This is a genomic window from Leclercia sp. (assembly GCF_036780805.1).
Lineage (GTDB): Bacteria > Pseudomonadota > Gammaproteobacteria > Enterobacterales > Enterobacteriaceae > Enterobacter.
This window is the reverse complement of sequence record NZ_DAIQCE010000019.1, coordinates 35,008-51,428: the sequence shown is the minus strand read 5'-3', so window position 1 is coordinate 51,428 and position 16,421 is coordinate 35,008. Positions and strand designations below refer to the sequence as shown.

The following is a 16,421-nucleotide window of genomic DNA, read 5'->3' as shown; positions in this document are numbered from 1 at the left end:
TGCCCACCGCGTCGGTGGCGGTCACCGTCAGGCTGTGCAGGCCGTCGGCCAGCGGCGTGGCCGGGGTAAAGCTCCAGGCGCTGTTAGCGTCGGCCACTACGCTGCCCAGCAGCACATCGCCGTCGTAAACTTTCACCGTCGAGCCCGCTTCCGCCGTGCCGTTGAGGGTCGGTCTGGCGTCGTTGGTCAACTGGCCGCTGGTGAGCGACACGACGGTGCCGACATCATCCACCACCGAGACCAGCACCGGCACCGCTGGCGGCAGGGTATCCACCGTCAGGCTGAAGGTGGCGGATGCATCGCTGACGTTGCCAGCCGCATCCGTCGCCACCGCCGTAAAGTTGTGCTGGGCATTGGTGAGCGGCGTGGTCAGCGCAATCGTCCAGTTGCCACTGCCGTCGGCGGTGGCGGTGCCCAGCAGGGTGGTGCCTTCAAAGAGCTGCACCCGGGCGTTCGCTTCGCTGGTGCCGGTCAGCACCGGCAGGGTGTCATCGGTGCGCTGGCCGCCGATCAGGGCACCCGTGATAGTGCCCACATCGTCCTGGGCCAGGGTGATGACCGGGGCAAGCGGTTTAAGGTTATCGACAATCACCGTGAAGCCCGCCGAGACCTCGCTGAGGTTGCCGGCCGCGTCGGTGGCGCTGGCGGTAAAGGTGTGGCTGCCGTTGCCCAGCTCGGTGCCCGGCGTGAAGGTCCAGTCGCCTGCGGCGCTGGCCTGCACGGTGCCGAGGGAGACGCCGTTGTCATAAAGGGTGACAGTGGCGTTAGCCGCGGCCCGGCCCGACAGGGTTGGGGTGGTGTCGTCGGTCACCTGGCCGGAGACGGTGAGCGGCGTCTGGATGATGCCCACGTTGTCGGCGGCGGAGACGATGGTCGGTGCCACCGGTGCCGCGGTATCCACCGTCAGGGTAAAGGCCCCGCTGGCAGGCCCGGTATTGCCAGCGAGATCGGTGGCGGTAAAGGTCACGCTGCGCAGCCCGTCCTCAAGGAGGGTGTCAGGCGTAAAGCTCCAGTTGCCCGCGGCGTTGACCAGGGCGGAGCCGATCTCCTGTCCGTCAACAAGAATGTGGATGGTGGCACCCACTTCGCCGGTGCCGTTAAAGGTTGGCCGGTTGTCGTTGGTGATGCCGCCGTTATTTATCGGGCCGGTAATCGTCCCGACATCATCCACCACGCTGCTGAGCACCGGGACCAGCGGGGCGACGGTATCGACGCTCAGCGAGAAGGCCGGAGAGGTGCCCGAAACGTTACCCGCCGCATCGGTGGCGCTGACGCGCAGTTCGTGTGGGCCCTGGGCCAGATCGCTGGTCGGGATAAAGCTCCAGCCTCCGGTACCGTTCACCAGCGCGGTGCCGATCTCGATACCGTTATCCAGGATATGCACGGTGCTGCCCGCCACGCCGGTGCCGGTCAGTTCCGGACGGGCATCGTTGGTGAGCTGGCCGCTGACCAGCAGGCCGGTATTGCCCGCCACGTCGTCGTTAACGCTGACCAGCACCGGGGTAGCCGGAGGGGTCATGTCGACGGTCAGGGTGTACGCCCCGGAGGCCGGGCTGACGTTGCCTGCGGTGTCGGTGGCGATGGCGGTAAAGCTGTGGTCGCCTTCGGCCAGCACCACGGTTGGGGTGAAGCTCCAGATCCCGCTGGCGTTCGCCACCACGGTGCCAAGCAGTTTTGTGCCTTCATAGATGGCGACGCTGCTGCCCGCTTCCGCGCTGCCCGACAGGGTTGGGGTGTTGTCGTTGGTGACGCCGCCGCTGACCACGTTGCCGGTCACCGGGCCCACGTCATCGTTGGCTCCGGTAATCACCGGGGCAGAGGAGACGGTATCCACCACCAGCGAGAACGGATCCGAGCGCAGGCTCTCGTTGCCCGCCGGATCGGTGGCGCTGAGGGTAAGGGTATAGGTGCCGTCGTCCAGCGCCTGAGGCAGGGTAAAGGTCCAGGCCCCGGTGGTGCTTACCGGGACGCTTCCCAGCAGGGTATCGCCGGACCAGATGTTAATCACATCCCCCGGCGTTGCCGTGCCGTTCAGGGTTGGCTGGCTGTCGTTGGTCGGTCTGCCGCTCACCACCGCCCCGGTGACGGTACCCACGTCATCCACCACCGTACCAAAGGCAGGCGCGGCTGGCGGGGTGAGGTCGATATTAACCGTCGCGCCCGGCGACTGGCCGCTGGTCTGGCCGTTGACGGTTGCGGTGACGCTGAAGCTGTGGCTGCCTTCCCCAAGAGTGGAGACCGGGAACGACCAGGCCCCGGAGGTGGCGTCGGCGGTGACGGTGCCCAGCGCCGTGGTGCTGCCGTCCAAATAAATCGTCACCAGGCTGCCCGGGATCGCTGTCCCGGTCAGGGTTGGGGTAGCGTCGTTGGAGCTCAGCCCCTTGACGTTGACGCTGCCGCCGGTGCCGTTGTCATCGAGAATGGCATCGATGGTCGGGACGTCCGGCAGCGCAGGCGTTGCCGGAACGTTGTACGTCGAAGGATTGCTGACGTTGCCCGCCACGTCGCTGGCGGTCAGGCTGAGGGTAACTTCACTGCTTTGTGGCGGAGTCAGAGCCACCGAGAACTGCCCCTGGGCGTTGGTGACCCCGGTGCCCAGTACCACGTTGTCCGGGCCACGTACCGTCACGGTGGAGCCCGCTTCGGCGGTGCCGGTCAGCGGCGTACCGCCGGAGACAATGTCGGTGACCACAGGCGCACCCGGCGCCTGGGTATCAACAATCAGGTTCACCGGGCTACCTTCGCTGATATTGCCCGCGGCATCGCTCGCCACCAGGGTGAAGGTGTGCGGACTATCGGACAGCGGCGTGCCGCTGGCGACGGGCAGGGTCCACTGCCCCTGGGCGTTGGTCTGCACCTGGCCCAGAGATTGACCATCTACAAAGACGGTGATGGTGCTCAGCGGCTCCCCGGTCCCGCTCAGGGTCGGGGTGCTGCTGTTGGCGTAGAGCGCGCCGTTGGCGAGGGTGCTGTCAGAGATCGCCAGCAGCTGCGGAATAGCCGGAGGTACGGTGTCGAGGGTGAAGGCGAAGTCGCTCCCCGCATTGCTGACGTTCCCGGCGGCATCCATCGCCGCTACGGTCAGGGTGGTCGCACCATCCTTCAGCACCGGCGTGGTGATGGTCCAGCTGCCGCCGCTGACCAGGCCGCGGCCCACCTCGATGCCGTTGCTGTAGAGGATCACCGTGCTGCCGTTCTCCCCGGTGCCGGTGACGGTCGGGGTGGTATCGTTGCTGCTGCTGCCCGCCGTGATGGTGCCGGTGACCGGCCCGACGTTGTCCGCCACGCTGGTGATGACCGGGATCTCAGGCACGAGGCTGTCGACGGTTACGGTCATGGCGTCCGACACCACCGAGATGTTGCCCGCCGGGTCGGTGGCGGTGAGGGTGAAGCTGTGATCCCCCTCGGCCAGCGGCGTATCGGAACGCCAGCTCCAGTTGCCGTTGATATCGACCACCACCTCACCCACCAGCACGTTGCTTGTCGGGCTGGTCCGGTCGTAGATGCTGATCACGTCATCCGGCGTGCCGGTGCCGCTCAGTACCGGACGGGTGTCGTTGGTCGCGCCCAGGTTGTCGATTGGGCCGGTAATGTCGCTGACGTTATCGGTCACTACCGGCAGCGCCGGTGCGTCCGGGGCTTCGGTGTCGATGGTGATGGTCACCGGATTCGACGGCGCACTCTCGTTGCCCGCGCCGTCGCTGCTGGTCACGGTCAGGCTGAGGTTATAGGTGCCGCTCGGCAGCGCCTGAGGCGGCGTCCAGGTCCAGATCCCGCCCGCCGGAATGGTGGTTTCGCCGATTTTGGTGGTGCCGTCATAGATGGTGACGATGTCGCCTTCCGTCCCGGTACCGCTCAGGGTTGGCGTGGTATCGCGGGTGCTGCCCCCGCCGGTAATGGCGGTCTCTTCACTGCCGTCAGGGTTGACGGTGATATCCGGGATGTCCGGCGTGGCCGGGGCCACGGTATCCACCACCAGGTTAAAGGTGCCGGAGATGGCGGTGTTGCCCGCCGCATCGCTGACCGTGGCGGTCAGGGCGTGGGTGCCGTTCCCCAGCGGGGTGGCGAGCTGCACGCTCCATGCCCCGGTCGCGCTGGTGGTGGCGGTGCCGAGCAGAGTGGTGCCTTCATAGAGGCTGATCTGCGTATTGGCCGGGCCAGTGCCGCGGATCAGCGGCAGGGTTTCGTCAGTCGGCTGGTTGCTGACCACGTCGCCGATGACGCTGCCGGTGCTGTCCACGGCCAGGGTGATGACCGGGGCGGCGGGCGGCACGGTGTCGATGGTGACGTTAAAGGCCTCAGACGGCTCCCCGGTGTTTCCGGCGGCATCCTTCGCCACCACGGTGATCGCATGCGGCCCTTCGCTGAGGGCGTCCTCAGGGGTGAAGCTCCATTCGCCGCCTGCGCCCACCTGGGTGGTGCCTACCTCCACGCCATCCACCCGAATGCTGATGGTGGCTCCCGCTTCCCCGGTGCCGTTCAGGGTTGGACGGGTGTCGTTGGTCGGGCTGTTGTTGGCAATCGCCACCGCGCTGCCGGAGAGATCGTTGATCACGTGGGTGATCACCGGGGCATCCGGGGCGGTGGCATCCACCAGAATGCTCCAGCTGTTGGAGGCGGCGCTGTGGTTGCCCGCGGCATCCACAGACTGCGCCGTCAGAACGTGGCCGCCGTCAGGCAATGCGGTGTTGAGCTGGAGCTCCCAGTTGCCGCCCGCGCTGGTCTGGGTGGTGCCGATCAGGTCCGTGCCGCTGTAGATCTCGATGGTGGTGTTGGCAGGCCCGGTGCCGCGGAGCAGCGGCGTCGAATCGTTGGTGATCTGCCCGTCGGTGACGGTGCCGGTGACGTCAGAGACGTTATCCACCACGTCGGTAATGGCCGGAACGGCCGGCGGCGTGGTGTCCGGGGCGGCGATCTGGCCTTCCGCGCCGGTATTTCCGGCTCTGTCGGTGGCGGTCACCGTCAGCAGTTCGCCGTTCGATTTCGCGGTGGTGAGGGTGATGGAGAAGCTGCCTGCATCATTGACCACCCCGGTACCGATCACCGTGTTGCCGTCGCGCACGGTGATGGTGCTGCCCGCTTCGCCCTGGCCGGTGAGGGTATTGCCGTTATTAAGGATGGTGAAGCCGTTCGGTGCCCCCGGGGCGAGGGTGTCGACGGTGACAGAGGTCACCGGCGACGCGGCGCTGAGGTTGCCCGCCGCATCGGTGGCGGTGGCGGTGAAGTTATGTACTCCGTCGTCGAGGGCGACGGTGGTCTGGGCCAGGGTCCATTGACCTTCCGCGTTAGCGGTGGTCTCGCCCACCAGGGTTTCGCCGTCGTAAATGCGCACGATGGCGTTGGCTTCGGCGGTGCCGTTGAGGGTTGGACGGGTGTCGTTGGTTGGGTTGCCGTTGAGCACCGGACCCTGCACCGAGCCGACGTCATCCACCACCGAAGTGATGGCCGGGGCGAGCGGGGCGGTGGCGTCGACGTTGATCGTAAACCCGGCCGTTGGCGGGCTGACGTTGCCTGCCGCATCGGTGGTGGTCACCGTCAGGGTGTGCGCCCCGTCGGCCAGCGGGCTCTGCGGGGTGAAGCTCCAGGCGTTGTTGGCCCCGACGGTGGCAGTACCCAGCAGGGTCGTGCCGTCGTAGACGTTCACCGTGGTGCCCGCTTCCGCCGTACCGCTGAGCGTCGGTCTGGCGTCGTTGGTCAGCTGGCCGTTAGTGAGGGCCACCGTCTCGCCCACATCATCCGTGACCGAGGCCAGCACCGGCGCGACGGGCACCAGGGTGTCTACCGTCAGGGTGAACGGCGTGGACGGATCGCTGGCGTTGCCTGCCGCATCAGTCGCTACCGCGGTAAAGCTGTGCTGACTATCGTCGAGCTGGGTGTTTATCTCGATTGACCAGTTGCCGCTGCCGTCCGCCACGCCTTCGCCGCGCAGGGTGGTGCCTTCAAAAATCTGCACCCGGGCGTTCGGTTCGCTGGTGCCGGTGAGCACCGGCTGCGGGTCGTTGGTAGTGCGGCCGCTGGTGAGCGGGCCGGTCACCGGGCCAACGTCGTCAAGCGCCAGGGCGATGGTTGGCGGGGTCGGTTTCAGGGTATCGACAATCAGCGTAAAGCCCGGGGAGGTGGCGCTGAGGTTGCCTGCCGCGTCAATGGCGCTGGTGGTAAAGGTGTGGCTACCGTTGCCGAGCGCCGTGGTTGGGGTCCAGCTCCAGTCGCCGGTTTCGCTGGCCTGCACCGTGCCGACGAGGGCCCCGTTGTCATAAATAGTGACGGTGGCATTGGCTTCTGCCGTGCCGGTCAGCCCTGGTGTGGCGTCGTCGGTGGCCTGGCCGGAGGTGGTGATGGGCGTCTGCAGGGTGCCCACGTTATCGCTAATGGCGGTCAGGATGGGGGCCGCCGGCGCCAGGGTATCCACCGTCAGGATAAACGGAGCGCTGGCGGGGCCGGTGTTCCCGGCGGTATCGGTGGCGGTGAAGCGGATGCTGCGGGTGCCTTCATCCAGCGCCGTCTCCGGGGTGAAGGTCCAGCTGCCCGCGGCGTTGACCACCGCGGTGCCGATCTCCCGCTCGTCGACAATGATGTGGATCGTTGCGCCCACCTCGCCGCTGCCGGTCAGGGTTGGCCGCGCGTCGTTGGTGACATCGCCGCTGTTCAGCGTGCCGGTCACGGTGCCGACATCATCCACCGCGGTGAGCAGAACCGGTGCCAGCGGGGCGGTGATGTCGATGTTCAGCGAGAACGCTGGCGAGGTGCCGGAGACGTTGCCTGCGGCATCGGTGGCGCTGACCCGCAGCGCGTGTGGTCCGGAGGCCAGATCGCTGGTCGGGGTAAAGCTCCAGCTGCCGCTGGCGCTGACCAGCGCGGTGCCGATCTCCACACCGTTATCCAGAATGTGGACGGTGCTGCCCGCCACGCCGGTGCCGGTCAGTTCCGGACGCACGTCGTTGGTGACCTGCCCATTGGTTAACAGGCCAGTAAAGCCCGGCACGTCGTCGTTAACGCTGGTGATGATCGGCGTGGCCGGTGGCGTCATGTCGACGGTCAGGATATACGACCCGGAGACTGGGGTGACGTTGCCCGCGCTGTCGGTGGCGACGGCGGTAAAGATGTGCTGACCTTCCGCCAGCACGGTGGTGGGGGTGAAGCTCCAGGTACCGGTGGCGCTGGCGGTGACGGTGCCCATCAGCCTGTTGCCGTCGTAGATGGCGACGCTGCTGTTGGCTTCCGCGGTACCGGTCAGGGTCGGGGTGTTGTCGTTGGTGCTGCCGCCGTTGGCGACGTTGCCGGTCACCGGACCTACGTCATCATTGGCCCCGGCGATCACCACTTCACCCGCGGTGGTATCCACCACCAGGGAGAACGGTTCCGAGCGTGGGCTTTCGTTCCCGGCCGGATCGGTGGCGCTGAGGGTCAGGGCGTAGGTGCCATCATCCAGCGCGTCGGTCAGGGTAATGCTCCAGGCTCCGGTGTTGCCCACCGTGGCGGTACCGATCAGGGTATCGTCGGCGTACAGGCGGATCACATCTCCCGGCGTGGCCGTCCCGTTGAAGGTCGGCAGATCGTCGTTGGTCGCTCTGCCGCTCACTACCGTGCCGGTCTGCGGGCCAACATCATCCACCACGCTGCCAAAGGTCGGCGTGGTGGGTGGGGTGAGATCGATATTGACCGTCGCTTCCGGCGACGGGCTGCTGGTCACCCCGTCGAGGGAGGCGGTGACGCTGAAGCTATGGTTGCCTTCATCGAGGGCGGCGACCGGGAACGACCAGGCCCCGGTGGTGGCGTCAGCGGTGGCGGTGCCCAGCGCCGTGGTGCTGCCGTCCAGGTAGACAGTGACAATGCTGCCCGGGATCGCGGTCCCGGTCAGGGTTGGGGTAGCGTCGTTAGAGCTGCCGCCTTTGACGTTGATGCTGCCATCGGTACCGTTGTCATCCAGAATGGCATCGATGGTCGGCGCGGCTGGCAGGGCGGGTGTTTCAGGCACCTCAAAGCGGGTTGGATCGCTGACGTTCCCCGCGGGATCGCGTGCTTCCAGCGTGAGTTCAGTGGCGTTGTTCTGCGGCGGGTTCAGGGCTACCGAGAACTGCCCCTGGGCGTTGGCTACGCCGGTGCCCAGCACCACGTTGTCCGGGCCACGTACCGTCACGGTGGCACCTGCCTCGGCGGTGCCGGTCAGCGGCGTACCGCCGGAGACGACCTCGGTGACGACCGGACTATCCGGCGCGTCGGTATCGACCACCACGCTGACCGGGCTGCTTTCGCTGGTGTTGCCTGCGGCATCCTTCGCCACCAGGGTGAGGGTGTGCGTGTCATCCGGCAGCCCGGCGCCGACCGGCAGCGGGAAGGTCCACTGCCCCTGCTCGTTGACCTGCACCTGGCCAACAGGATTGCCGTCAACCGAGATGGTGATCGTGCTCAGCGGCTCGCCGGTGCCGCTCAGGGTTGGCGTGTCGTTGTTCACGTACAGCGTGCCGTTGGCGAGGGTGCTGTCAGAGATCGCCACCAGCTGCGGGTTGCCCGGCGGCACGGTATCGAGGGTGAAGGCAAAGTCGCTTCCGGCGCTGCTGGCGTTCCCGGCGGCATCCAGCGCCGCCACGGTCAGGGTGGTGGGGCCATCCTTCAGCGCGCTGGCGGTGATGGTCCAGCTGCCGTTGCTCACCAGCCCGCGTCCCACTTCGACGCCGTTGCTGTAGAGGATCACCGTGGTGCCGTTTTCACCGGTCCCGGTGACGGTTGGGGTGGTGTCGTTGGTGCTGCCGCCCGCGGCGAGGTTGTCATTGACGCTGACAATCGTCGGGATCTCCGGCACGCGGCTGTCGACGGTCACGGTGATGGTGTCTGACACCACCGAGGCGTTGCCCGCTTCGTCGGTGGCGATAACGCTAAAGCCGTGCGTCCCTTCCGCCAGCGGCGCATCGGCGCGCCATGTCCAGTTGCCGTTGATGTCCACCACCACCTCGCCCACCTTGACGTTGCCGGTGGTGGTCTGGTCGTAGATGCTGATGATGTCATCCGGCGTGCCGGTGCCGCTCAGCACCGGACGGGTATCGTTGGTGGCACCGTTGTTGCCCACCGGGCCGGTGATTTCGCTGACGTTATCGGTGACCACTGGCGCATCAGGTTGCCCCGGTGCCTCGGTATCGATGGTGATGGTCACCGACTGGGACGGGGCGCTCTCGTTGCCCGCGCCGTCTTTGTTGGTCACGGTCAGGCTGAGATCGTAGGTGCCATTGGGCAGCCCGGCAGGCGGGGTCCAGCTCCAGTTGCCCCCCGCCGGAATGGTGGTTTCGCCGATTTTGGTGCTGCCGTCGTAGATGGTGACGATATCGCCTGCCGTCCCGGTGCCGCTCAGGGTCGGCGTGGTGTCGCGGGTGCTGCCGCCGGAGGTCAGGGTCTCTTGTGTACCACCCTCAGGATTGACGGTGATCGCCGGAATGCCCGGTGTGGCCGGGGCGAGGGTATCGACCACCAGGTTAAAGCTGCCGGAGGTGGCGGTGTTGCCCACCGCATCGCTGACGGTGGCAGTGAGAACGTGGGTGCCGTTAACCAGCGGAGTGGCGAGCTGCAGGCTCCAGACGCCATCCGCATTGCTGGTGGTGGTGCCGAGCAGGGTGGTGCCTTCATAGATATTGATTTGCAAGTTCGCCGGGCCGGTGCCGTGGATCACCGGACGGGTTTCGTCGGTCGGCACGTTGCTGGTGACATCCCCCTGAAGAGTGCCGGTGTTGTCTTCCACCCGGGTAATGACCGGGACGCCAGGTGCCACGGTATCGATGGTCAGGGTGAAGGCGTCGGAGGCGGGGCTGCTGTTACCGGCGGCATCTTTCGCCACCGTGGTGATCGCATGCTGACCATCCAGAAGGGCGGCGGTCGGGGTGAAGCTCCACTCCCCGCCGGCGCCCACCTGGGCGGTACCCACCTCAACCCCATCCACGCGAATGCTGATGGTCGAACCCACTTCGCCGGTGCCGTACAGGGTCGGGCGGTTGTCGTTGGTGGTGCCGTTATTGGCGATGGCTACGGCGGTCTCGGGCAGATCGTTGATCACCTGGGCGATCGCCGGGGTGGCCGGTGGGGTGGCATCAAGGATGATGCTCCAGCTGTTGGACGCGCCGCTGCGGTTGTCATTGCCGTCCACGGCCTGTGCCGTCAGAACATAGCCGCCGTCGTTGCTCAGCTGCACTTCAGCCGACCAGTTGCCGTCCTGATCCACGACGGCGCTGCCCACTTCAGCCTCGCCGTTGAAGATATGAATGGTCGCACCCGGTTCGCCGGTGCCGGTGATGACCGGGCGGGTGTCATTGGTGATCTGCCCGTCGCGGACCACGCCGGTGATGCCCTCCACGTCATCCACCACGCTGGTGATGACCGGGGCCTGCGGTGGGATGACGTCCGGTGCGGTCACGCTGCCTTCCGGCCCGGTATTGCCCGCCGCATCGGTGGCGGTGACCGCCAGTTCCTGTCCGTTCAGGCGCGGGGTGGTAAGGATAATTTCGAAGCTACCGTCAGGGCCAGCAACGCCTCTGCCGATCACGTCGTCGCCATCGCGAATGGTGACGGTGCTGCCAGCTTCCGCATTGCCGGTGACGACGGTGCCCTCAGGGGTGATCGCAAGCCCGGTCGGCGCGTCAGGCGGGGTGATATCGCCAACGATGCCCGTTGCTGGCGGGCTCTGGTTTCCGGCGGCATCGGAGGCCACCACCTGAAGGGTATCTCCTTCGCGTTGTGGCTCGTCGAGGGGAACGCGGTAGTCGCCGTTGGCGTCGGTCTGGCCGGTGCCAATCTTCTTCCCGTTACTGTCGGTGATGGTGATTGTGCTGCCCGGCTCGGCGCTGCCGGTGACCTCGGTGCCGCCCGGGATCAGGCTGATGGTCGGCTGGTCCGGCGGCGTGCGGTCAACGGTGAAGGCAAACGGGGCGGAAGGGGCGCTGATGTTGCCCGCCAGATCGGTCTCCGTCAGGGTGATGGCGTGTGCACCATCGGCCAGCGGCGTGTCTGGCGTAAAGCGCCATGTGCCGTCGGCAGCCACCGTGGTCTGGCCCACGGCCTGCCCGTTGTCATAGATCGTAATGAGGCTGCCCGCTTCCCCGGTGCCGTTCAGGGCAGGGCGGTTGGCATCGGTGGTTTGCCCGGCGGTGAGGACGCCCTGCACCGTACCGGTGGTGTCAGTGACCGTCACGCCGGAAGGGGCATTCGGGGCGAGGGTATCCACGGTAAAGCCGAATGCCGGCGAGGCCAGGCCGGTATTGCCCGCGCCGTCGGTGGCCCGGGTGGTGATCTGGTGTGCCCCTTCGCCCAGCGCGGTGCCCGGGGTGAAGGTCCAGCTGCCGTCGCTGTTGACCTGGGCGGTGCCGATGGCTGCGCCGTTGTCGTAAACCGTGATGGTGCTGCCGGGTTCGCCGCTGCCGCTAAAGGTCGGGCGGGCGTCATCGGTGGTCTGGCCGCTGGTGAGCGACCCGGTCACGCTGCCCACATCATCGACAACGCTGTTAAGCGCCGGAGCCTGCGGCGGGGTGGTATCCGCGGCGGTTACCGGGGTGCCCGGACCGGTGTTGCCTGCCTCGTCGGTCGGCGTCGCGGTCAGGGTTTCGCCGTTGGTGTAGGGCTTGTCCAGATCGACGGTGAATTCGCCATTGCCGTTGGTCTGGCCTCGGCCGATGACGTTGCCGTTGGCATCAGTGACGGTGATGGTGCTGTTGGCTTCGGCGCTCCCGCTAAGCTGGGTGCCATCTGCGGAGAATCTGAGGTTGGTCGCTGCGCCCGGAGGCGTGGTGTCGTCTGGAACGGTGCCCGGCAGCGTTGGGTTACTGCCATTGCCATTGCCCCCGTCACTGCCGCTGCCGCTACCACTGCCATTTTCACTGTCACTCCCGCCACCGCCGCCGCCACCGCCGCCACCTGCGGCCAGCGCAATGCCGCCCGCCACCGCCACGCCACCCAGCGCCCACGGCCATATCGCCGTTTCACCTGCCGACGCGGTGGTGGTGCCTGCCAGCAGGGCATCAACGGAGGCAATCGACTGGTAGCTCTCTGCCGCGATGGGATCGGCAATCCACCACAGGGCACCGTTACTTTCTTCCAGCACCAGCTGGCTGATCCCCTGCTCGCCGGCCACAAAGAAATTTTTGAGGGTCAGGGTTTCGCCGTCGGCCAGCTTAACGATCAGGTCGTTACCGCTGCGCTCATAGTCGAGAATGTCGGCGCGTTGGGCGTTGATTTTAACGATGGAGGAGTCGGCCAGCGTCACCTGTGACCCGTCTGTTACCGTTTCCATGTGCGTCAGTTTGGAGATGACAGTGATTTTACTCATGTGTATTACTCCCGGCAGAGGGCAATGAAATGGCGAGCGGTTTAAGCCATTTCTATTGCGCAGATTGAGCGCCACCCATAGGGAAACTGTTTATTTTGAACAATGACCCAGGGTAATTATTTAAAAGTTATTAAGAGCTGCCGATAAAGCGATGGTGGCAGCGTATTTTTGCCCTTGATATTCAGGGGGTAAGTCGATTGGGGATATATTTCTCGGCGGTAAAATCCTTGTCTTTAATATTGGTAACAATTTCGGATTGACTAAGTTTGATATAGCCAGAAAGTAGTAAACGTGCAAATTAAGCACCGGTTAATAAAGGGTTAGTGTCATTGAAGATATTATTTGTGTGCGGGTTTAGATGAGGGTGCCAGGCGTGGCGCGGGTTGGTGCGGCGGGTTGGTGCGGCGGGTTGGGTAGGGGGTAATGGCATTTATTCTGACGTAAATTTAATGGGTTAGTAATAATCGGCATGTCTGGACTGGCTAGGGTTATATTTTAGCGTGGCTGTGTAAATAATTAAGCCAGAATAAAGGAGATATTGAACATGATATATTTAAGCCTGTATTTTAATATTAATGCAGTGGAGTTGCATTATTAAAATGCTCTGCTATTTAGAGCATGGTTTAAGTTAGGGCAATAACGGTATTTGGTAGAAAAATATTATGGTGGCGAGGTCAAAATATTAATGGCATTAAGTTTGGGGTTATTGCCGGGCGGGTATTTGAATGTGTAGGCCGGGTAAGGCGTAGCCGCCACCCGGCGATGTGTTATTGCAGTGCGGCCTGCTCCCCCTTACCCCAACCCTCTCCCTTGAGGGAGAGGGGGCCGACCTCTCTAACCGGTGATGATGTGGTTTTGGTTGACCAGCTCTTCGTAGGTGGTCTGGACGTCATCCAGCGTCACCAGGGTCGCTGGCGCATAGCTGGTGCCGGCCCCGTCCCGGTCGATGCTGATCACGGTGCTGCCCTCACTGTTGCTGACGTGGATATAATCCCCGAGCGTGGCGCGATCGCCGTTCCAGCCGACCAGCAGCTCGCTGATGTCGATTTTATCCCCCGCCGCCAGCGAGAAGTGGCTGACGTGGTCGCCCCCGGTGTCATTGAGCACGTTATAGATCAGCGTTTCGCCCGTGGTGCTGGCACTCAGGGTGCTGACCACCGGCTCCTCGCTCTGGGCGAAGGCCGCGGTTGCTACCGTCGTGGTTGGTGGGTTCGGGGCCGCCTGATCGACGTTAATCGACCAGCTATCGGACATCACGCTGTGATTGCCGCGGCGGTCAACGGCATCGGCGGTCAGAGAGTGAAGCCCGTTCGTCAGACTTGCCGGGACCTGGAACGACCAGTGGCCCGTTGTATCGACCTCCGTCATACCGATCTGGATATTCTCGCTGTAGACAAAAATTTTGGTGCCAAGCTCACCGGTGCCGGAGATCAGCGGGGTGCGGTCGTCGGTGGTCGCCCCGTTCACGATAGTACCGATAACGCTGGGGACGTCATCCCACACGTCGGTGATGATCGGCGTGGCCGGAGGGGTAATGTCCCTGGCTTCTATCGAACTGGCATCGCTGGTATTACCCGCGTGATCGGTGGCGGTAACACTCAGGATCTCCCCGTTCAGCTTGGCGGTCGCCATGGTGAAGGAGAAGTTGCCTGATGCGTCAACCACCTTTTCACCGAGCTTCGTGGTGCCTTCCATCAGCACCACCGTGCTGCCCACTTCCGCGGTGCCGCTGAGCGTCACGTCATCGGCGGCGATCGCCAGATGTGCAGGGGCGTCCGGCGCGGTGGAGTCCGTGGCGGTGGCCTGGCCAGGCCCGCTTTTGTTCTGGGCGGCGTCGGTGGCATAAACGGTCAGCACTTCGCCGTTAAGCTGATTGGGGGCGATACTGACGGTGAACTTGCCGTCGAGGCCCACGGTACCGGTACCGAGGGAGGTACCCGTGGCGGTGAAAATGGTGATTTGCGCCCCGGCTTCGGCTGTACCGCTCAGGCTATCGCCCGTCGTGGCCACCACCAGGTCGGTGGGTGCCGCCGGCGCGGTGATGTCCCGGGCAATCAGGTCTGCTGCAGGCCCTTCGTTACCCGCTCTGTCGGTGGCCGCTGTGCTCAGCGTCTCGCCGTTGAGCTGAGCCGCGCTCAGGGTCACTGAAAACGCCCCGTTGGCATCCGCTGTTGCCGTGCCTAAAATGTCGCCCAGATCGTTGCTCACCGTGACCGTCGAGTTGGCTTCCGCCGTGCCGGTAAGGATGGTCCCTGCGGTATTAAGCACCAGCCCGGTCGGGGCGGCCGGTGGGGTACGGTCGATGGTAAATTCGAACGGTGCGGAAGTGGGGCTCAGGTTGCCCGCCACATCGGTTTCCGTCAGGGTGATGCTGTGCAGCCCATCCGCCAGGGCCACCGGCGGGGTGTAGCTCCAGGTGCCGTCGTCTTCGACGTCTACCTCCGCTATCAGCAGGCCATTGTCATAGATGGCGATGGTGCTGCCCGGATCGCCCTGGCCACCCAGCTCCGGCTGGTTGTCATCGGTAAACCCACCGCTGGTCAGCAGACCCTGGATGGTGCCCTCGTCGTCCGTCACTTCCAGTACCGGCGCATTCGGGGCGACAGTATCAATGGTGAGGTTAAACACCGTTGATTCCGGGCTGACGTTGCCCGCGGCGTCGGTGGAGGTCGCGGTAATCACGTGGAAACCGTCTGCGAGATTGTTGGCAGGGGTGAAGCTCCAGCTGCCGTCGCTGTTTACCACCGTGCTGCCGATAGACTTACCGTTGTCGTAGAGGGTGAGGGTGGTGCCGGCCTCGCCGCTGCCGCTGAAGACCGGGCGGGGGTCATCGGTGGTATCATCGCTGTTCAGCGCGCCGGTCAGGCTGCCGACAGCATCGTCCGCGAGGATTATCATCGGCGCTTCCGGTGGGGTGGTATCCGCGGCGGTAATGCTGGTTGACGGGCTGACGTTACCGGAACTGTCGGTGGCGATGGCCGTCAGGGTCTCGCCGTTGGTGTAGGGGACGCCCAACTCGACGGTAAATTCGCCGTTGCCGTTGGTTTTCGCTTTGCCCACCACATTGCCGTCGGCATCGGTGATGGTGACGGTGCTGTTGGCTTCGGCATTGCCGATCAGCTGGGTGTTGCCGTTGGCGAAATGCAGGTTAGTGGGCGCGTCAGGCGGTGTGGTATCGAGTGGCACCGGGCCCGGATCGATCCGCTTGCTGCCACCACCGCCACCACCACCGCCGCCACCGGCTGCCAGCGCAATACCCCCTGCCGCCGCCACGCCACCCAGCACCCACGGCCAGATCGGGGTATCCCCGGATGAGTTACTGACGTTGCCGGCAATCAGCGCATCGGTTGAGGGGATCGACTGGTAACGCTCTACCGCCAGCGGATCGTCGATCCACCACAGGGCGCCGTTTTCATCCAGCACCAGCTGGTGTTTGTTGACGAAGTAGTTTTTCAGCGTCACGCTTTCGCCGTTGGTCATCCTGACGAGCAGATCGTTGTTGGTGCGGTAATAGCTGGCAATATCACCTCTGCCGGCCTGAAGCTTCACCACGGAATCTTCGCCCAGTATGATCTGGTTTCCTTCTGCTACCGTTTCTTGATGCGTCAGTCTGGAGATGACAGTGAATTTGCTCATGTGTATGACTCCCAACAGAGTGAAAGAAATGCTGTGTGTTTAAATTCATTTATTCTCAGCAGAGTTTAAGCGTCCCGAAAGAGACACTATTTGTCAGAAATAGTGACCTGCTGTAATGTTTTTAAAGCGGCCCATGCCAGGCGTGATGTATGCCATCCCTGTTATTAATATTGCGATCGTCTCATTAGAGCTTAAAAATGATATAGCCAGAAAGCACTAAAAGCGCAAATGACGAAGCGGTGAAATAAATTTCTGGCGATTGATAACGCCTGCTGTTGTCTCATAAAAGAGAATATTGTGGAAGGTGTTTTTGCTACAGGCCTTGTGGTGCAAGGGTTGGTGGGGTTTCCTTCAGGCGAAGTGAAGACCGTGAAAATTGCGGCCGATCACAATTTTCTGCGAGAATATCTTCAATTTAGTTAATTAAATGTGGGCGAGTAATAATTACCCGTATTTTATTATTGGCGGGATTGCAATCTTTGCC

The 16,421-nt window shown here is 64.0% G+C and carries 2 protein-coding genes; both read right to left on the bottom strand.

The window, feature by feature from the left end; all coding sequences use genetic code 11:
• Positions 1–12,301: Ig-like domain-containing protein (locus tag V7Q49_RS22755; RefSeq protein WP_333855474.1), on the bottom strand; the 12,301-nt coding region annotated here is incomplete at its 3' end.
• An 834-nt stretch (positions 12,302–13,135) separates the two neighbouring features.
• A complete protein-coding gene (locus V7Q49_RS22750) occupies positions 13,136–15,937 on the bottom strand; it encodes an Ig-like domain-containing protein (protein WP_333855472.1) in 2,802 nt (933 codons plus the stop codon).
• Positions 15,938–16,421: the final 484 nt, after the last annotated feature.